Annotated in this window: 18 protein-coding genes and 1 pseudogene; 10 read left to right on the top strand and 9 right to left on the bottom strand. The window is 59.0% G+C overall.

Translation table 11 applies throughout. The features are described from left to right. The first annotated feature begins 68 nt into the window (after window positions 1-68). The 6 genes and pseudogenes from ACR1XY_RS09415 to ACR1XY_RS09390 all read left to right on the top strand — a co-directional run. Window positions 69-899 (top strand): hypothetical protein, encoded by an 831-nt coding sequence (locus ACR1XY_RS09415; RefSeq protein WP_480592486.1) that lies wholly within the window; start codon window positions 69-71, stop codon window positions 897-899. A 212-nt stretch (window positions 900-1,111) separates the two neighbouring features. Beyond that, window positions 1,112-3,262: a polyribonucleotide nucleotidyltransferase gene (pnp, locus tag ACR1XY_RS09410; RefSeq protein ID WP_480592483.1), complete on the top strand. Its 2,151-nt coding sequence runs from the start codon at window positions 1,112-1,114 to the stop codon at window positions 3,260-3,262. A gap of 214 nt (window positions 3,263-3,476) precedes the next feature. Beyond that, entirely contained in the window at window positions 3,477-3,749 is a 273-nt protein-coding gene (locus tag ACR1XY_RS09405; RefSeq protein WP_480592481.1) for a PepSY domain-containing protein, read from the top strand. A gap of 23 nt (window positions 3,750-3,772) precedes the next feature. Beyond that, complete coding sequence (locus ACR1XY_RS09400) at window positions 3,773-4,294, top strand: helix-turn-helix transcriptional regulator (RefSeq protein WP_480592479.1); 522 nt, start codon at window positions 3,773-3,775, stop codon at window positions 4,292-4,294. Between the two features lie 151 nt (window positions 4,295-4,445). Continuing rightward, the gene (locus tag ACR1XY_RS09395) at window positions 4,446-5,135 is read left to right on the top strand and encodes an outer membrane protein (protein WP_480592478.1); all 690 of its coding nucleotides are present in this window, start codon (window positions 4,446-4,448) and stop codon (window positions 5,133-5,135) included. A gap of 42 nt (window positions 5,136-5,177) precedes the next feature. Next, window positions 5,178-5,525, top strand: a pseudogene (locus tag ACR1XY_RS09390) (glycosyltransferase family 25 protein); the annotation flags it as partial. Window positions 5,526-6,006: 481 nt separating this feature from the next. Here the strand turns inward: ACR1XY_RS09390 and ACR1XY_RS09385 are convergent. Continuing rightward, complete coding sequence (locus ACR1XY_RS09385; protein WP_480592477.1) at window positions 6,007-6,657, bottom strand: peroxiredoxin; 651 nt, start codon at window positions 6,655-6,657, stop codon at window positions 6,007-6,009. A gap of 183 nt (window positions 6,658-6,840) precedes the next feature. Between ACR1XY_RS09385 and ACR1XY_RS09380 the strand changes: the two genes are divergently transcribed. Continuing rightward, window positions 6,841-8,280 carry an aldehyde dehydrogenase family protein gene (locus ACR1XY_RS09380; RefSeq protein WP_480592475.1) on the top strand — a complete coding sequence of 480 codons (1,440 nt, stop codon included), beginning with the start codon at window positions 6,841-6,843 and terminating at the stop codon, window positions 8,278-8,280. 52 nt (window positions 8,281-8,332) lie between these two features. Here the strand turns inward: ACR1XY_RS09380 and ACR1XY_RS09375 are convergent, their stop codons facing one another. Both ACR1XY_RS09375 and ACR1XY_RS09370 read right to left on the bottom strand, forming a co-directional pair. After that, window positions 8,333-8,770 (bottom strand): glyoxalase superfamily protein, encoded by a 438-nt coding sequence (locus ACR1XY_RS09375; protein ID WP_480592473.1) that lies wholly within the window; start codon window positions 8,768-8,770, stop codon window positions 8,333-8,335. 172 nt (window positions 8,771-8,942) lie between these two features. Continuing rightward, window positions 8,943-9,794, bottom strand: coding sequence for a methylated-DNA--[protein]-cysteine S-methyltransferase (locus tag ACR1XY_RS09370; RefSeq protein ID WP_480592472.1), 852 nt, complete (start codon window positions 9,792-9,794; stop codon window positions 8,943-8,945). A gap of 118 nt (window positions 9,795-9,912) precedes the next feature. On the opposite strand from ACR1XY_RS09370, the gene nth reads away from it, so the two are divergent. After that, a complete protein-coding gene (gene nth / locus ACR1XY_RS09365; protein ID WP_480592470.1) occupies window positions 9,913-10,557 on the top strand; it encodes an endonuclease III in 645 nt (214 codons plus the stop codon). Further along, the gene (locus ACR1XY_RS09360) at window positions 10,554-11,543 is read left to right on the top strand and encodes an adenosine kinase (RefSeq protein WP_480592469.1); all 990 of its coding nucleotides are present in this window, start codon (window positions 10,554-10,556) and stop codon (window positions 11,541-11,543) included. Before nth ends, ACR1XY_RS09360 begins: the two co-directional genes overlap by 4 nt. A 225-nt stretch (window positions 11,544-11,768) precedes the next feature. On the opposite strand, the gene ACR1XY_RS09355 is transcribed toward ACR1XY_RS09360, so the two are convergent. The 4 genes from ACR1XY_RS09355 to ACR1XY_RS09340 form a co-directional block, all read right to left on the bottom strand. Next, window positions 11,769-12,164 (bottom strand): VPLPA-CTERM sorting domain-containing protein, encoded by a 396-nt coding sequence (locus ACR1XY_RS09355; protein ID WP_480592466.1) that lies wholly within the window; start codon window positions 12,162-12,164, stop codon window positions 11,769-11,771. Window positions 12,165-12,616: 452 nt separating this feature from the next. Continuing rightward, entirely contained in the window at window positions 12,617-13,456 is an 840-nt protein-coding gene (locus tag ACR1XY_RS09350; protein ID WP_480592464.1) for a DUF547 domain-containing protein, read from the bottom strand. Further along, window positions 13,453-14,826 carry a radical SAM protein gene (locus ACR1XY_RS09345; protein ID WP_480592462.1) on the bottom strand — a complete coding sequence of 458 codons (1,374 nt, stop codon included), beginning with the start codon at window positions 14,824-14,826 and terminating at the stop codon, window positions 13,453-13,455. The genes ACR1XY_RS09350 and ACR1XY_RS09345 overlap by 4 nt, the downstream gene beginning before the upstream one ends. 89 nt (window positions 14,827-14,915) lie before the next feature. Beyond that, window positions 14,916-15,401 carry an RNA pyrophosphohydrolase gene (locus ACR1XY_RS09340; protein ID WP_480592460.1) on the bottom strand — a complete coding sequence of 162 codons (486 nt, stop codon included), beginning with the start codon at window positions 15,399-15,401 and terminating at the stop codon, window positions 14,916-14,918. A gap of 137 nt (window positions 15,402-15,538) precedes the next feature. Here ACR1XY_RS09340 and ACR1XY_RS09335 point away from each other — a divergent pair, with 137 nt between their 5' ends. Beyond that, window positions 15,539-17,566 carry an FAD-dependent oxidoreductase gene (locus ACR1XY_RS09335; protein WP_480592458.1) on the top strand — a complete coding sequence of 676 codons (2,028 nt, stop codon included), beginning with the start codon at window positions 15,539-15,541 and terminating at the stop codon, window positions 17,564-17,566. Here the strand turns inward: ACR1XY_RS09335 and ACR1XY_RS09330 are convergent, their stop codons facing one another. Together ACR1XY_RS09330 and ACR1XY_RS09325 are read right to left on the bottom strand one after the other, a co-directional pair. Then, entirely contained in the window at window positions 17,567-18,175 is a 609-nt protein-coding gene (locus ACR1XY_RS09330; protein ID WP_480592456.1) for a LysE family translocator, read from the bottom strand. Between the two features lie 77 nt (window positions 18,176-18,252). Next, window positions 18,253-18,693: a DUF4399 domain-containing protein gene (locus tag ACR1XY_RS09325; RefSeq protein WP_480592454.1), complete on the bottom strand. Its 441-nt coding sequence runs from the start codon at window positions 18,691-18,693 to the stop codon at window positions 18,253-18,255. Window positions 18,694-18,778 lie beyond the last annotated feature (85 nt).

The following is an 18,778-nucleotide window of genomic DNA, read 5'->3' as shown; positions in this document are numbered from 1 at the left end:
ATTTACAGTTCGCACCCATGATGCTCATCCTCAACTCTCTTCTGCTTTCGTTCCGCGTAACACTGCGCATGATCGTCCCCGTACTTTTGATCAGCCTTGCATCAACGCTTGTCTGGACTGTTCTGGGGATCTTCACCCTCGGGATGGCCGGGTATATCAGCGAGCCGGTCACAACTGCCTTTTTCACCCTGTTCGGGATACGTACAGCCCTGGAACTGAAAGGGAAGAAACGACACACGGATTACCGAGCCATGGCCCTGTATTCGGTGTTGTATGGGTTGTTCTGTGCTGCGGTAATTACTGTACTGGCCGTTTTGGTCAAACTATCCGCAATGGCTTTTGCCATGTGGCAAGTGGGAGAGCCTCTCTCATGGACCGCCCTTCAGGATGCCGCGGAATCCACACAGATTGCATTTGCATTCCTCTCCGTAGGTAGCAGTCTGATCGTGATGTCCTTCGTATTGGCCGCGTTCTACGCGGCCATGGCCGTGCCTATGGCCAGCGCTGCACATTCCGCTGGTCACCGTGCTCCAAGTCACGCGTTTTTCAACGGGTTCGGACGCAGCTTTGTTCCACTGTTCTGCGTGTTTTTTGCCTCGCTCTTCTTGCAGCTCTATTTCGGTTTTTTCACGGCGTTATACGCCCTGTTGCCGATCCTTGTGTCGGTTGTCTCGATCGTTACGGCGCAGAGTTTGCCAAATTTCGACCTTGAGATCATTCTAAGAGGGGTCGCCGCAAGCGGGGCGTTGCTGTGGCTGTATTCCTGGCTCTGGTCGATCTCGGCACTGGCGTTTCTGAAGTCCGAGGACTTCGACGCGGAAAACCCGGCACAAACGCCAGACGCAGAACCCGCGCAAGACATCCGTGCGTTGCGTAAATCGCGGGAGCGGTCTCTTTAAGGCACGAACGCGCCGTTCCGAGGCTTATCGGCGTTTTATGCCATGCGGTTTCCCTTTCCTTTGACCGCAATCTCATGTATGCGCGCGGTATCTGAGACGTTGTGCCCTGATCCCGGCACTCAGACGAAAGTAAAATGGGGTCGGCGGCAATGGGGCCGCCAAGCAAACGGGAGACCCGCAGGGGCGGGAGTGCTCCCATCTAGGATACGCACATGTTTGATGTAACGAAGAAATCTATGCAGTGGGGCGAAGAGACGCTCACACTGGAAACCGGCAAGGTTGCCCGTCAGGCCGACGGCAGCGTGATCGCGACACTGGGCGAAACCAGCGTCATGGCGAACGTGACCTTTGCACGGCAGCAAAAACCGGGTCAGGACTTTTTCCCGCTGACCGTCCACTATCAGGAAAAATACTATGCCGCCGGTAAGGTGCCGGGTGGCTTCTTCAAGCGCGAGGCGCGCCCGACCGAAAAAGAGACTCTGACCGCGCGTCTGATCGACCGTCCGATCCGCCCGCTGTTCGTTGACGGCTTCAAGAACGAAGTTCTGGTGATGTGCACCGTATTGAGCCACGATCTGGTCAACGACCCCGACATCGTTGCGATGATCGCTGCTTCGGCCGCTTTGACCATATCCGGCGCGCCGTTCATGGGTCCGATCGCCGGTGCCCGCGTTGGTTTCGAAGACGGTGAATACGTTCTGAACCCGACCGTCGACGACATGCAGGACCTGCGCCTGAACCCTGAACAGCGTTTGGATCTGGTTGTCGCCGGCACCAAAGACGCCGTGATGATGGTGGAATCGGAAGCTTATGAGCTGTCCGAGGCGGAAATGCTGGGCGCCGTGAATTTTGCCCACGAGCAGATCCAGCCGGTCATCGACCTGATCATCTCGCTGGCCGAAGACGCCGCGAAAGAGCCGTTTGAATTCGAAGCGCCGGATTACTCGGAACTGTATGCTGCTGTTAAGGCCGCAGGTGAAGAGCAGATGCGCGCCGCCTTCGCGATCACCGACAAGCAAGAACGCACCGCCGCTGTTGCCGCTGCCCGTGAAGCGATCAAAGAAGCGCTGACAGAAGAGCAGCTGGAAGACGGCAACCTCGGTTCCGCGATGAAGAAGCTGGAAGCTGGCATTCTGCGCGGCGACGTCGTTAAGGGCGGCAAGCGGATCGACGGTCGCTCGACTACCGATATCCGTTCGATCGTTGCAGAAACCTCGATGCTGCCCCGGACCCATGGATCCGCCCTGTTTACCCGCGGTGAAACGCAGGCGCTGGCCGTGACCACACTGGGCACCGGCGACGATGAACAGTTCATCGACGCGTTGCATGGCAACTTCAAATCGAACTTCCTGCTGCACTACAACTTCCCTCCGTATTCGGTTGGTGAAGTTGGTCGCGTCGGTGGCCCCGGCCGTCGTGAGATCGGCCACGGCAAGCTGGCATGGCGCGCCCTGCAGGCGGTTCTGCCTGCGGCGACCGACTTCCCCTACACGATCCGTATCGTGTCGGAGATCACGGAATCCAACGGCTCCAGCTCGATGGCATCGGTTTGCGGTGGTTCGCTGTCGATGATGGATGCGGGCGTCCCGCTGAAAGCACCGGTTGCCGGTGTGGCCATGGGCCTGATCCTGGAAGATGACGGTAACTATGCCATCCTGTCGGATATTCTGGGTGACGAAGACCACCTGGGCGACATGGACTTCAAAGTGGCTGGCACCGAAAACGGCATCACCTCGCTGCAGATGGACATCAAGGTTGCGGGCATCACGCCCGAGATCATGGAGAAAGCCCTGGCGCAAGCCAAGGACGGCCGGATGCACATCCTGGGTGAGATGGGCAAAGCCCTGTCCGAGACCAACGAATTCTCGGTCCACGCCCCGCGCATCGAAACCATGAACATCCCGACCGACAAGATCCGTGAAGTCATCGGTTCGGGCGGTAAGGTCATCCGCGAAATCGTCGAGGTTTCGGGCGCCAAGGTCGACATCAATGACGACGGCGTCATCAAGATCGCCTCGCCTGACGGTGAATCGATCAAGAAGGCCTATGAGATGATCCACTCGATCGTTGCAGAGCCGGAAGAAGGCCAGATCTACACCGGTAAAGTGGTCAAGATCGTCGACTTCGGCGCCTTCGTGAACTTCTTTGGCAAGCGCGACGGTCTGGTCCACGTGTCCCAGATCGAAAACCGCCGCCTGAACCATCCTTCGGACGTTCTGAAAGAAGGTCAGGAAGTAAAGGTCAAGCTGCTGGGCTTCGACGATCGCGGCAAGGTGCGCCTGTCGATGAAAGTCGTCGATCAGGAATCCGGCGAAGAGATCGTTCCCGAGAAGAAAGAGAAGAAAGAGGAAAGCGCAGAGTAATCTGCCCTTTCATCGCAAACACGAAAGACCCCGGTGAAAACGCCGGGGTCTTTTTTTGTGGCACGGTACCCTAGCCGGGAGGACTTCGCCAAAGCCTGATTTCCCGCATAAACCTTTGTTCAAATCCCGCCATTTCAACCAAAAGCCAATCGCAACACTGTCGCATCACCCCCAGCTCACTCGCATCGCCACAACGTAAAAAAGGAGATGCGATATGGAAACGTTGAAACTGCTGACTCTAACCGGATTGATCGCAACCGCGCCCGTTCTTGCACTTGCCAATGTCGGGCTGGGTGACAAACTGGGCACCACCGAGGCTGACATCCGCACGGCCCTTGAGGCACAGGGATACCAGATCGAAGAAATCGAGTTCGAAGACGGCGAGATCGAGGTTGAACTTCTCAAAGATGGCGTGGAAACTGAACTGGTCCTGTCCAAGACCGACGGCGTGGTTACTGCCATCGAACTCGAAAAGGACGATGACTGATCGGGTGATTTCACAGGGGCCGCATGAAGCCAACTCAAACGTCATTGCTTTGGCTCCTTCTGGTGGTGCAGGCTGTCTGCGCCGCCTTTTTCATGACCGACGCGATACTGGACTGGACCGGAGGGGAAAGCGCGGGCTTTCGTCACCTGCACAGTTTTGAGCTGGTTTTGGCACTGGCCCTGATAGGAGGCCTAGCCGCGACCATTGCACTGATCCGATCCCAGAACAGGCGTGTGCGCCAGATGCAACGGCAGTTGAGCATAGCGCAGGGCGCGTTGGCACAGATCATCGATACCCAATTCAGCGACTGGAACCTCAGCGACGCAGAACGCGACGTAGCCTTGCTGTCGATCAAGGGGCTTTCAATCGCGGAAATCGCCCAATTGCGGCAGACCAAAGAGGGCACGATCAAGGCCCAAAGCGCCGCTGTTTATCGCAAGGCGGGCGTCGCCGGGCGCCTGCAATTGCTCAGCTTTTTCATCGATGAGTTGCTGTCCGAACCTTTGGTCAAACAGGGGGCTGACCGGTCAAATTCAGCACACTGACCTGTTCATCCAACGCTCCGCTCAAGGGGCGCATTTATTCACTCACACAGTCCCAAAATCCTGTGAATCGAAGTGATGGCCGCGCGCCTTTCCTTCCCACCTGCTTCGCCCACATGTGCGCCATACCAAACTCGGATCAAAGGACATGGTTATGGTTACGCGTCTCATATTGGCCTCGGCAGCCCTGACGATCAGCGCATCGGGACTGACCGCGCAGAGCTTGTCTGAGGGCCTGTATATTCAGGGCTTTGCCGGCTACAGCCAGCTGCAGGACAGCGACTTCAGCGGCACCGTCAACGGGTCGTCGCAATCTGTGGACACGGATTTCGACGCCGGCTACGGGCTGGGTGTCGCGATTGGCACCGAAATTCCACGATGGTCCAGCGATACAATTGGTACAAGGATCGAACTGGAACTGTCTTACCGTGACGGCGACGTGGATGGCGTGGGCTTCTCGGGCAATGGGCCGGGGGCCGAAGGCAACATCTCTGGCGATTTCACGCAGACCTCGTTGTTTGCCAATGTTCTGGTTGATTTCAAACAGGCAGGCGCTTTCACCCCCTATGTCGGGCTGGGTCTGGGCGCCACCTATTCCGATGTGGATTTCGTCTATGGTCCGGGCGTGGCACTGGATGACAGTGATACGACCTTTGCGGCACAAGTCATTGCCGGTGTCGCCTATGAGATCAATTCAACCACGGCTCTGACACTGGACACCCGCTATTCCCGCGCGTTCGACGTGTCATCCGAGCGGCTGGCCCCCAATGGTGCCTCCACCGGCACGGTCGAAGACGATATCGACGCCTTCAGCGTCAATGTCGGCCTGCGCTACAGCTTCTGAGCGCTAAGGGGCAGAGTTTCTCTCCGGTTTCTCTTCCCCCCCATGGTCCCGTGTTCTATGCACGGGATCATGCGATCCTTTGTCATCCATATGTCCTCCAGCACGGCCCGACGGCTCAATGCCGACCAGCTATGCGCCGACCTGCCCAATGCCGAACTGTTCGAAGCTGTGAACGGCCGCGACCCGGACCAGATCGCCGGGGTCCAACCGCATCCGGGCAACCTGCACCGCCCCCACTACCCCTTTACTCTGCGCCCGGCCGAGATCGGCGTCTTCGAAAGCCACCGTCGCATCTGGCGCAAACTGGTCGAGGAAAAGATCGACTTGGCCGTCATCACCGAGGATGACCTGCGCATCGACCCGGGCCGCATGGCTAAGGCGTTGGACCTGCTGGCCTCGATCGCCACGCCAGATCACTATATCCGCATCCCGGTGAAGCAACGCGAGGTGCCCGCCCAAACCCTGGCCGAGCAGAACGGGTTGCGCCTGATCCTGCCCAAGGTGATCGGCCTGCAATGTGTGTGTCAGCTGGTGGGACGGCGCGCCGCCGAACGCCTGCTGGCCGCCACCAACCAGATCGACCGGCCTGTGGACACATTCCTGCAGATGCACTGGCTGACCGGCCAGCCGATCCATGCCCTGCAAGGCAGCGGTAATCAGGAGGTTGCGGGCGAAATCGGCGGCTCGACCATCCAGACCAAACCGCCGCTGTCAGACAAGCTGACCCGCGAAGTCAAACGCGCGATTTATCGGGCGCAGCTCCACCTGCACCCGCAGCGCCCGCCTGCATTATCTGACTGAAAACACCTTCGGGGAAATCGCGCGCCATGGCGCGATGGGGGGCAGACAGCCCCCCTGACCCGGCTGCGTCTTACGACGGCGCCTTGGTCTTGCGCAGGTAGGGGAAGATCGTCTCGAACTCGCCGAACTTCTCTTTCGCTTCGTCGTTCGATACCGCAGGTGGGATGATTACATCCTCACCCGGCATCCAGTTGGCAGGAGTCGCCACGCCTTTGGCCGACATCTGCAGCCCGTCCAGCGCGCGCAGGATCTCGGCAAAGTTCCGCCCCACGGTCATCGGATAGGTCATCGACAACTTCAGCTGCTTGTCCGGCCCGATGATAAAGACCGACCGCACTGTGGCGCTGTCCGCAGGAGTACGGCCATCGGGCAGGTAAGCCTCGGCGGGCAGCATGTCGAAGGCCTTGGACACGGCCAGCCCGTCATCAGCGATGATCGGGAAGCCCGGATTGGCCTTGCCGTATTCTTCGATGTCTTTCTTCCACTTCTTGTGGTCCTCGACATTGTCCACCGATACACCAATCACCTTGGTGCCCCGTGCCGCCCATTCGTCGTTCAGCTGCGCCACAGCCGAGAATTCGGTGGTGCAGACAGGGGTAAAATCCTTGGGGTGAGAGAACAGGATGGCCCAGCTGTCACCGATCCAGTCATGGAACTGAATGGTGCCCTGATCCGTTTCTGCGGTGAAATTCGGAACCGTGTCGTTGATGCGCAAACCCATGGTAAATCTCCTCTCCTGTGAAAAACCCGAGTCGGTTGCCGTCAACCTAAACACTTTGTGCGATTGTTAAACCGTTTTGGGTTGGGAAATAATTTGATCAAATTGCTGCTTGCCGTACCCCGGCCCGGGTGCCAGAGTGGCCGCGAAACCCGGCTGCGGGCTATTGGCACAGGAGGATGCGCCATGATCGAAAAACGCGATTTCTATATCAACGGTCAATGGGTCGCCCCATCGGCGGCCAATGACTTTCACGTGATCAACCCCTCGACCGAGGAGCCCTGTGCAGTGATTTCACTGGGTGCGCAGGCAGACACGGATGCCGCTGTCGCCGCCGCCAAGGCCGCCCTGCCCGGCTGGATGGCGAAACCGGTCGCGGACCGGCTCGCGCTGGTCGAGAAGCTGGTCGAGATTTACCAGACCCGTTCCGAGGATCTGGCGCAGGCGATGTCGCTTGAGATGGGCGCGCCACTGGACCTGTCGCGCAGCGCGCAGTCGGGCGCCGGGATGTATCATCTGAAGAACTTCATCCGCGCCGCCAAAGCGTTTCAGTTCGACCGCCCGCTGGGCGACCACACCCCCAATGACCGTATCATCTATGAGGCCGTCGGCGTTGCCGCGCTGATCACGCCCTGGAACTGGCCGATGAACCAGATCACGCTCAAGGTCGGAGCGGCGGCGATTGCAGGTTGCACCATGGTCCTGAAACCGTCGGAACAAAGCCCGCTGAATGCGATGATCTTTGCCGAGATGATGGACGAGGCCGGCTTCCCGCCCGGTGTTTTCAATCTGGTCAATGGCGATGGTGTCGGCGTCGGATCGCAACTGTCGGCGCATCTGGATGTGGATATGGTCAGTTTTACCGGCTCGACCCGCGCGGGTACGGCGATTTCCAAGGCGGCTGCGGATACGCTCAAGAAGGTGCATCTGGAACTTGGCGGCAAGGGCGCGAATGTGATCTTTGCGGATGCGGATGAAAAGGCCGTCAAACGCGGCGTACTGCACATGATGCAGAACACCGGCCAAAGCTGTAACGCCCCCAGCCGGATGCTGGTGCAGCGGCCGATCTATGATCAGGCGGTTGAGACAGCAGCCGAGGTGGCAAATATGGTCAAGGTCGGACCGGCACTGGAAGAAGGTCGCCATATCGGCCCGGTGGTAAACGAAGTGCAGTGGACCAAGATTCAGGACCTGATCCAGAAGGGTATCGATGAAGGCGCCCGTCTGGTCGCAGGCGGCACCGGCCGGCCCGAGGGGTTGAACAAGGGATACTACGTGCGGCCTACGGTTTTTGCCGATGCCAACAACCAGATGACCATCGCGCGCGAGGAGATCTTTGGCCCGGTCCTGACCATGATCCCCTTCGACACCGAAGAAGAGGCGATCGAGATCGCCAATGACACGCCCTATGGCCTGACCAACTATGTCCAGACTCAGGACGGTGCGCGGGCCAACCGCATGGCCCGTGTGTTGCGGTCCGGCATGGTGGAAATGAACGGCCAGTCGCGCAGTGCGGGCTCTCCGTTCGGAGGTATGAAACAGTCCGGGAACGGGCGCGAAGGCGGCGTCTGGGGGTTGGAAGATTTTCTGGAAGTCAAAGCTGTCGGCGGCTGGGCAGCGGAGTAGGCCAAACCCAAATTTCTGAAAAATCGGGCGAGGCCTTGCGCCTCGCCCTTTTTTACTCCGGGCGCACCACAAGTTGCGGTTCGCCGTCCGATGTATTCCGTGCAGATCGGCCATCCCAACCTACTTCACCCGTCACTCGCTGCCGAAAAGACGAAAAACTGTCGAACCGGACAACATCAACCGGTTCGTCAAATTGCAGCGTTAGACGGCGGTGGGAACCATCGCTCAATATAGTCATCCCACGGATTTCGGCAGAAAAAGACTGACCCAGGTATCGACCGGAAACGCGATCACCGACGCGCAGATCCATCCGGTTCCCAACCTGCGCATGAAGGGTATTCCAGTCGCGTGCACCATATTGGTGTGCGATCAGTTCCAGAGCTTTGCTGTGGGATATCTGGACGCCTTCACCCAAAAGTTTTTGGCGCAAGCGTTTAGCCTGCGCCTTAAGTTCCTGCAGCGGAGCTATTGTAGTAGGTTCATTCATCATCTGCCTCGTTTCCTTTGACGGGCGCGAGAAATGGACGGGGTTCGCATTGCCATCCGCGCGCCGTGAAAGGGCATCAGATGATTTTGACAGGGTTTCACCAAAGCCTTTGGCCGCGAACGGCAGGGGACCCAAACCTGTCGCGATCTTTGGCACCGGCCAAGCCATCTGTCAATCAGGCATCCGCCTGCGCAGCCTCAAAAGCCAGCATCGCTCGTTTGACCGGCAGACCCCAATGATAGCCACCCAATCCACCGGATTTGCGCAGCGCGCGGTGGCACGGGATCAACCAGCTGACCGGGTTGCGCCCGACCGCCGTACCCACGGCCCGCACCGCCTGCGGCGAGCCCACCCGTTCCGCGATCTCGGAATAGGTCGTGACCAGGCCGGAGGGGATATGCATCAGCGCCTCCCACACTTTGATCTGCAGGGGTGAGCCGATCAGGTACAGCGGCGTCGGTTCCAACCGGTCGCTGACCGAACCAAAGGCGCTCAGCACCCAAGGGCGCAGGCGCATCGGGTCCTCGACAAACTCCGCCTGCGGCCAGCGACCGAGCATGTCCTCCATCGCTTCTTCCTCACCGGTTTCAGCGCCGAAAGCCATGCCACAGATACCCTTGTCGGTGCCCATGACCAGTGCCGGGCCAAAGGGGCTTTCGAACCAGCCCCAATAGATCGTCAGGCCCGCGCCCTTGCGGGCGTATTCACCGGGGCTCATGGATTCCCATTTCAGGAACAGATCGTGCAAACGACCACTGCCGGAAAGCCCCACGTTATGAGCGGTTTCCAATGTGGTGAACCGTTCGCGCAGCAGCGCCTTGGCATGGCCCAATGTCAGATATTGCTGATACCGTTTCGGCGACACGCCGGTCCAGCGTGAGAACAGGCGTTGGAAATGCGCCGGGCTCATGTCCATCTGGCGGGCCAGTTCCTCAAGGCTCAAGCCCTCGCCGCCCTGATCAATCAAATCGATCGCGCGCCGCATGACGTTGTAGTGATAGCCGCTTTCGGGGGTCTGGACGTTCATGTCTCTCACCTCATTGTCTGGGATAAAGCATAGCGCGCGGGACATGCCCTCGCGACCCGGAACATGCGCATTGGCTTTGGGCTTGTGTCAAACGCCCCTGATCGGCATTAAGGGCCGGATGGCAAAACAACTCGGATATCACAAGATCCGCGAGATCTTTACCCGCTTTCACGAGGCTGACCCCGAACCCAAGGGCGAGCTGGACCATGTAAACGTCTATACGCTGGTCGTGGCCGTGGCGCTGTCGGCGCAGGCGACCGATGCGGGGGTGAACAAGGCCACCAAAGAACTTTTCAAGATCGCCGACACGCCACAAAAGATGTTGGACCTGGGTGAAGAGGGTCTGATCGAGCATATCAAGACAATCGGGCTGTTTCGGCAGAAAGCCAAGAATGTCATCAAGCTCAGCCGCATTCTGGTCGAAGATTACGATGGTGAAGTGCCCAATTCCCGCGCCGCGCTGCAATCGCTGCCAGGCGTCGGGCGCAAGACGGCCAACGTGGTGCTGAACATGTGGTGGCGGTACCCGGCGCAGGCGGTGGATACGCATATCTTCCGCGTCGGCAACCGTACCGGCATTTGCCCCGGCAAGCATGTGGACGCGGTCGAACGCGCCATCGAGGACAATATCCCGACCGATTTCCAGCTCCATGCACATCACTGGCTGATTTTGCACGGCCGCTATCACTGCAAAGCCCGCAAACCCATGTGCGGGACCTGTATCATCCGCGATCTCTGCGAATTTGAGGAAAAAAATCTATGAAAACCTACCAGCTTGTTGGCATCGGCAATGCCGTTGTGGACGTGATTTCCCAGGCCGATGACAGTTTCCTGGAACTTATGGGCATCGAAAAAGGCATTATGCAGCTGATCGAGCAGGAACGCGGCGAAGTTCTGTATGCCTCGATGGAAGGCCGGGTGCAGACGCCAGGTGGGTCCGTGGCCAACACCATCGCCGGAGCCGGTGCGCTGGGTCTGGATGCGGCGTTCATCGGCCGGGTACATGACGACGCCCTGGGCCGGTTCTATGCGGATGCGATGAACGAGGATGGCGTAGACTTCGTGAACCCTCCGGTCCCGGGCGGCGAACTGCCGACCTCGCGTTCGATGATCTTTGTCTCACCCGATGGCGAGCGGTCGATGAACACCTATCTGGGGATTTCGTCCGAGCTATCCTCGGCAGACGTCTCCAGTGACGTGGCGGGCAAAAGCCAGATCATGTTCCTTGAGGGTTATCTGTTTGACAAGGAAAAGGGCAAAGCGGCATTTCTTGAGGCCGCGCGCGATTGCCATAAGGGCGGCGGCAAGACAGGCATCGCCATTTCGGACCCGTTCTGTGTTGAACGCCACCGGGTCGATTTCCTGCTGCTGATTGAGAATGAACTGGATTTCGTGATCGGTAACGAGGCCGAGATCAAATCGCTGTTCGAAACCGACGATCTGGAGGAGGCGTTGGCGAAAACAGCCGAGATTTGCCCTCTGGTTGTCTGCACGCGCTCGGGCGATGGCGTAACGGTTCTGCATGACGGTCAGCGCATCGATGTGCCGGTGCAAAAAGTGGTGCCGGTAGACGCAACCGGTGCAGGCGATCAATTTGCTGCCGGATTCCTGTTCGGCATGGCCACGGGCCGCGATTACGAGACCTGCGCGAAGATCGGCAATGTCTGCGCCCGCGAGGTGATCAGCCATATCGGCCCGCGCCCCGAGGCAAACATGCAGGAGCTGCTGCGCGCCGAAGAGTTGCTGTAAGTTCGCAGAAACCAAGATGGACTTTGGGCACAAGACCCTTCGCAACTTGCCACTTAAAAAATAGGGAAACGTGTTAGCCCAACCGGTTGGTTGGGCTGAATTTTGAGCATCACGTCAAGACCGTTCGGAGGGAACAGATCGCCCTTAGAACTTGCCTTCCAAAAATGAAACGAGCGGCTCACAGTTAATGGTGAACCGCTGCGTAGGTTGTTAAGGCGTAAAAAATCACGCGGGTGAGGCAGATGACCTCTTCCGGCGCATGCGCACTAAACCAAGTCCGCCGATACCACCTAAAAGCAGCAGAAATGGCGCTGGCAGCGGAACCGGTGAGACTTCCAAAGTCACGTCCGCATAGATTGTTTTGGATTTGCCCAACACAAATCCGATGCCCTCTTCGAGCGCGACGCTGTACAAACCTCCGTTTCCAAAGGCAACATTAAACGCGCTCTGCGTCCAATCCAAACTGCCGAGAGTAATGAAGCCAAAAAAGCTAATAAAATCGGCATCACCCGAACTACTGATTGATCCACCCGGGATATCAAATGCTAAGGTGGTATCCACCTCAAACTCACCGCCCGAGAAAAGGCCAGCGTCGCTCAAAAGGACATCAAACAAAGCCACACGCTCTGTTTCCCCTACGCCGAGCGAGAATGCCGTACCAACCAACGATGCGTTTGGAGTTATGGTCAAATTACAATTGGTACAACTTGACGTGGAAGTTGTGCCTGATCCCGCACCAACCAAGAAATTAACGGTTGAGGCATAAGCGGATCCAGCCGTTAAGCAGACTGCTACCGTGGCAACCTTACATAGTCCCAGAAAACTCACTACGTTTCCCCCGTTTCAAAACTTCATACGAAAACAAAGTACACCTCAGCGAACCGTGCCACATTTTGGACACTTTTGCAGTAAAAATTTTGTGTTTAGAGGACTTTAACGTTTTTTAAGCTGATAAAGCAGCCTTCAGTAACCACTTCTGAAGCCTGCTGCACCTCATTTGCGGACTCTGTTTGTGTAATTCTGGGTCAACGCGCATCGAAAAAAATCTCTTCAAGAATCGGCTTGAATCACTGTTATTCCGTGACAGTTGCGTCGTTTAGCGCCCAATTGTACTCATATGCAGCCACGCGCGAAGTTTCATTTAGCCGTGCCTGCAGGTTCAAATCTGCCGCTTCTGTGATATTGGCGATCACTGCGCGTTCATCGCGTCCGAAATCCCCTCTGAACCAGATGTAGATCTTCGACAGGATCAGTCCTCCGCGTTCGTCAAACCGGACCCCGCGCGGATCGTTGATATAGGCGCGCTCGGCAGCGGCAAAGTCACGCTCCAGCGTCTCGGCCTGCCAGGGGCGGTCCATCAGGTTTGGGCACCCTACAGCGGCGCAGTTCAATGCGTAGTGAATGCGCGGCTCATCGAAAGTGGACCGGATGATACGGTGCTCGATATCGTTCAGGCTCAGGGTCTGCCCCGCAACCTGCACCAGCGGGCGGTTCCAGGGGCCGATGGAAAGAGGGCCATCCTTGATGACGCGGATTGAAGCGACGGGGTAGTTCTCAAGGATCACGTCCACCGTCACCGCATTATAAAGGTTGATCCAATATGCCAGTTGCTGATCACGGGTCAGCCGTGTTGGGTCCACGGCTTGCAGTTCTGTCAGATACTCGTCCAGCCGTGCCCGATCCGCCAGGGTTACTTGCCCATAGGCCACTCGATTCACACCCATCGCATCCGGGGCGACATAGCGGGACAGAAAGGCGCTCCAGTCCCGGTGGTCGAGCCGCTGACCCGGCGCAGAGGCAAAACGGGTCAGGGTTTGCCCCGGAAGCACCTCGGGTGCCGGCAATGCCAAACGTTCGACGCTGGCGCAGGCGGCCAACAGGGGCAGCAACATCACGATCAGCAGCTTTTTCATGAGGCGTCCTTCCGGGCCTGGCGCAAGGCCCGCATCTGGCCCTTCAACTGTTTGAGCGGCGCCGATGCCGGATCGCTCAGGTCGGGCAAATCCGAACGCGCAGACAAACTGGGCACAGCCGCGTTCCACCAGCTTGGGCCGGTGGGTCCGTCGATCTGGTCCGGGCTGGCCAGATGGTGATCGCGTTGGGCATTATGCACGCACATCGACAAGGGGCCATTCGCTGTCGCTACCATGAACACGCACGAGGCACAGCGGTCGTCATCCAACGCATCCGCCGCCATGAAGTTGTGAATGAACACCGCCTGCCGCCGTACCGGACCGCGAAACAACCCCGGCCCCAGACGGGCCACGCTAACTGCCAAGTGTGCCAGAGCACGCAACGCCAGCAAAGGGTGACACCGGATCGCGCGCAGCAGTTTGGGACGAATACGCATATGGGCATCCTGCTGGTCGTCCGCTCCTTCCAATGCGGCCATCACTCGATGCACCAGACGCCGGTTCGACAACAACGACTCCGCGCGGCCTCCGGCGGTGACGACACTGGCATAGCGGTTGCATTTGGAATGCCCTACCGCAGCTGTGCCGAAATGCAGTGGCGCCTCATAACCCGCCTCGACCGCACGTGCGACGCTGTCCTGTGTGATCGCATCAGGTCGCGCACGCAGGACGCCGCGCCCGGTGTCGGCTTGCATCTGGAACGAGACAAAGGCGACCTCGGGACGATCCCGCAGGAACCGCGCAAGGGCCGGGAGGTCATCGAAATTGCCGCTGAAAACGGTCGTATTGAAAAGAATCCGCAATCCCAGCCCGCGTGCCCGGCGGATGTAAGCGCGGCGGACGGTGTTCAGCTCAACCTCGTTGCGGAACCCTTTGCGTTCCTGCGTCATGTCCACGTGAAAGGCCACATCGTCCAGCCCCGCTGCTGCCAGCCGCGTCAGAAACGCCCGGCTGGCACGGATACCGTTGGTCATCAGACAGGACCGCATCCCCAACCGACGGATTTCGCGGCACAGCGTTGCAAGGTCCTCGACCTTTCGCAGGGTCGGGTCACCCCCGGTCAGCTGCACCGAAACCCCGGCGCCGTAGTGGCTTCGGATCGTTGCCAGACGCGCAAACAGGACCGCGAGCGGCGGATCATAGGTCAACTCGGCCCGGTCCGAGAGGTAACACAGCGTACAATCCAGATTGCAGCGCTGCGTGACCTCAAGTGCGACGCATGCGATCGGATAAAACCGCCCCGCCGTCTGGCCCGAACCGTATTCACCGCAGCTTTGCAGCCCACGGCGCAATGGTGCGCGCTGGTCCGTGCCGTTAAATGTCCGCCCAGCGGGATCGGTGACGGGTTGGGGGTGGGCAGTGTCTTTCATGCCCTCCAAGCTAGAGATGTGCCGCAACCCGAACCACGCCCCTTCACGGCAAGTTGTCGCGGGGTGATCAGCAGGATGTGGTGCCGCCCTTAGCCCAGATAGCTGTCAAACGCGTCCACCACTTGCGCGTACACTTCGCGCTTGAACGGCACGATCTCATCAATCAGCTTGCTGGGTTCCTGCCATTTCCAGCGGGTGAATTCCGGGTGATCGGTTTCGATATTGATCTGATCGTCGCTGCCGGTGAAGCGCAGCAGAAACCATTTCTGTTCCTGCCCGCGATAGCGACCTTTCCATATCTTTGGCACAATGTCGTGAGGCAAATCGTAGGGCAGCCAACCGTCGGTCTCGGCCACGACCTCGACCAGAGCAGCGGTGACGCCGGTTTCTTCCCACAACTCGCGCAGGGCCGCATCGCGGGGGGCCTCACCCTTGTCCACGCCACCCTGAGGCATTTGCCACGCATCCACGTGGCGGTCATTGCGCTGGCCGACGAAGATCTTACCCTCGGCATTCATCAGCATCAGCCCGACGCAGGGGCGATAGGGCAGTTTGGCGATCTCTTCTGGGGTCATGCGCGGCCTCGTACATTGGTCTGGCAACTCTGTATCAAGCGCTTCAGGAACAGCAAAGGGTGTGACGTTAGGTTCTGCGTGACAAAGGTGACGTGAACGTCAATCTATCGCAGAAGAATCGGGAGGGAGAGTTCGCCATGACTGCGTACCCAAACATGCTGGCCCCGCTGGATCTGGGCTTTACCACGTTGAAGAACCGCGTCTTGATGGGCTCGATGCACACGGGATTGGAAGAGACCGGCGACTGGAACCGAGTGGCCGAGTTTTATGCCGACCGGGCCCGTGGCGGCGTTGGACTGATGGTGACGGGTGGAATTGGCCCGAACCTCGAAGGCTCGGTTCTGCCCGGCGCGTCGATGATGACCAACGACAAAGAGGTGGCGAACCACTCGATCATCACGCGGCGAGTGCATGAGGCGGGCGGCAAGATCGCCATGCAGATCCTGCATGCGGGGCGCTATGCCTATGGTCCCAAATGCGTGGCACCCAGCCCGGTGAAGTCTCCGATCTCGCCCTTCCCGCCGAATGAACTGGACGAGGAAGGCATCGAGAAACAGATCAGCGACATCGTGAACGCCGCCGTTCTGGCCCAGAAGGCCGGATATGACGGTGTCGAGATCATGGGGTCCGAGGGGTACTTCCTGAACCAGTTCCTTGTGACCCACACCAACAAGCGTGAGGATCGCTGGGGTGGGTCCTATGAGAACCGGATGCGCCTGCCCATCGAAGTGGTGCGCCGCACGCGTGAGGCCGTAGGCACCGATTTCATCATCATCTACCGCTTGTCGATGATTGACCTGATCCCCAATGGCTCGACCCATGAAGAGGTGGTGGAACTGGCCCAGCGGATCGAACAGGCCGGGGCCACGATCATCAACACCGGCATCGGCTGGCACGAGGCGCGGATTCCCACCATCGCGACCAGCGTTCCGCGCGCGGCCTTCGCCTGGGTGACCAAAAAGCTGATGGGCAAGGTCGGTATCCCGGTGATTACTTCGAACCGGATCAACACACCTGAAGTGGCCGAAGAGGTTCTGTCCACCGGCTGCGCCGACATGGTGTCACTGGCGCGCCCGATGCTGGCGGATGCGGATTTCGTGAACAAGGCGATGGCCGGTCAGTCCGCCCAGATCGCGCCCTGTATCGCCTGCAACCAGGCCTGTCTGGATCACACCTTCAGCGGCAAGCTGACCTCGTGCCTGGTCAACCCGCGCGCCTGCCACGAAACTGAGCTGGAGATTGGCCAGGCCGAGACGCCGAAGACCGTTGCGATCGTCGGTGCCGGTCCGGCCGGACTTTCCACCGCCATGACCGCCGCCCAGCGCGGCCATGACGTGACCCTGTTCGACCGCGCTGCCGAGATCGGCGGTCAGCTGAACATGGCCAAACAGGTGCCGGGCAAGGAAGAATTCTGGGGGCTGGTCGATTGGTACCGCACCATGATGGCTGATTTGGGCGTCAAGGTGGAGCTGAACCGTGAGGTCGGCGCCGACGACCTGACCGGCTTTGACGAGGTGGTTATCGCCACCGGTGTCACGCCGCGCGACCCTCAAATTCCGGGACAGGACCGTGACAACGTCGTCAACTATATCGACGTGCTGCGCGACAAGGCCGAGGTTGGAAAAACCGTTGCCGTGATCGGCGCAGGCGGTATCGGGTTCGACGTGTCGGAATTCCTGCTGGAGAACGGCCACAGCATCACCACCGATCTGCCCGCCTGGATGAAGGAATGGGGCGTGACCGACCCGGAACAGCACCGCTCGGGGCTGGCGCCGGAAGGCCCGCAACCCGAAGCCCCTGCGCGCGACGTCACTCTGCTGCAGCGCAAGAAACAGGCGCATGGCAAGGGGCTGGGCAAGACGACCGGCTGGATTCACCGCGCAACGCTGAAGATGAAGGACGTCGATTTCGTCGGCGGCGTGAATTACGAGCGCATTGACGCGGATGGCCTGCATATCAGTTTTGGCGAAGAACGCGCCGACCCCACCGTGATTGCGGCGGATACAATTGTCCTGTGCTCTGGGCAGGTGTCCGAGCGCAGCCTTGCAGATGCGCTGATCGACCGCGGCATCACCCCGCATGTGATTGGCGGTGCGGATGTCGCGGCAGAGCTGGACGCCAAACGGGCGATCAATCAGGGAACACGGCTGGCTGCGGCTCTCTGATTACTCAGAGAGCGCCAGCTTGACGCCCAACGCACCGAACGCTGTCGCGAAACACCGTTTGATCCAGGCCATCACGGATGGTTTGCGAATGACGTAATCCCGTGCAAGGGCAGCGCAGGCACCGTATCCGACAAAGACCACAAAGGTCATCGCCATAAAGGCGGTGGCCAGCTTGGCCAGTTCCATACCGGCATTCGCCGTGCCGGCTGGCAGAAACTGAGGCAGGAAGGCCAGAAAAAACAGGGACAGTTTGGGATTAAGTACGTTGATCAACGTCCCGGTCACCGCGATCTTGAGGTGACCTGCCGAGGATTTCTCGGCATTTACCTCCATTGCTCCGCCTTCTTTGACGATACCCCAAGCCATATAAAACAGGTAGAGGACACCCAGATACTTGATGATCTGAAAGGCCAGCGCGCTGGTATGCAAAAGGGCCGCAAGCCCGATGATACTGGCCAGAGCTGCCGGTACGATGCCTATTGTGCATCCCGCCGCCGCCGCAAGGCTGGCGCGAAACCCACGCCCAAGGCCAACAGCCAGCGTGTAAATCACTCCGGTTCCGGGCAACAACACCACAATCAAGGATGTCAGAAAGAACTCCAGCGACATTTTGGCCTCCTGTTTTGGCCGACAGAGTTTCCGACATCCAGATTATTGTAAACCGGGTTCATGGCCGATCCCGGTAATTATTCCACTGTAATCGTAATCACCTCGGACACAATCGGCGTGGCGTGCGGCACGTGGCCCGCATCGCCCAGCACCAGTTGCAGCGTGTGCTCACCTGGGGCGAGGTCCAATGTCACCTCAGTCTGGCCGCCGCCGAAATGCAGGTGGTTGTCGTCCGAGGGTAGACCGTTGGCCAGTTCATCCGCGCCGTCTTCGCCCTCACCCAGCGGTGGGCGGTCGATCAGCAGGTGATGATGGCCGGTGTTTTCCTTCTCGGTCCCGGCGGGGGCCACGCCCATGCCGCTGAGGCCAAAGACCACAGTTACCGGGGATTGAACGGTGTCCCCATCTGCCAGATTCACGAAATAGACTTTAGCTTCGGGGTTGGATGCGGTTTCCCCTCCGGCCGTCGCAAGGGTTGCGAACAGGCACAAGGCAGCTGGGGCAAGCAAGGCTTTCATGATCTCCTCCGTGGTCACAAATTTGCCATTCTCATCTTAACACATTCGGACATAAACGCCGAAAATCCTTGTCTTGCAGGCTCTG

The organism is Ruegeria sp. AD11(2025) (assembly GCF_056542405.1).
This window is presented reverse-complemented; position numbering and strand designations above follow the sequence as displayed.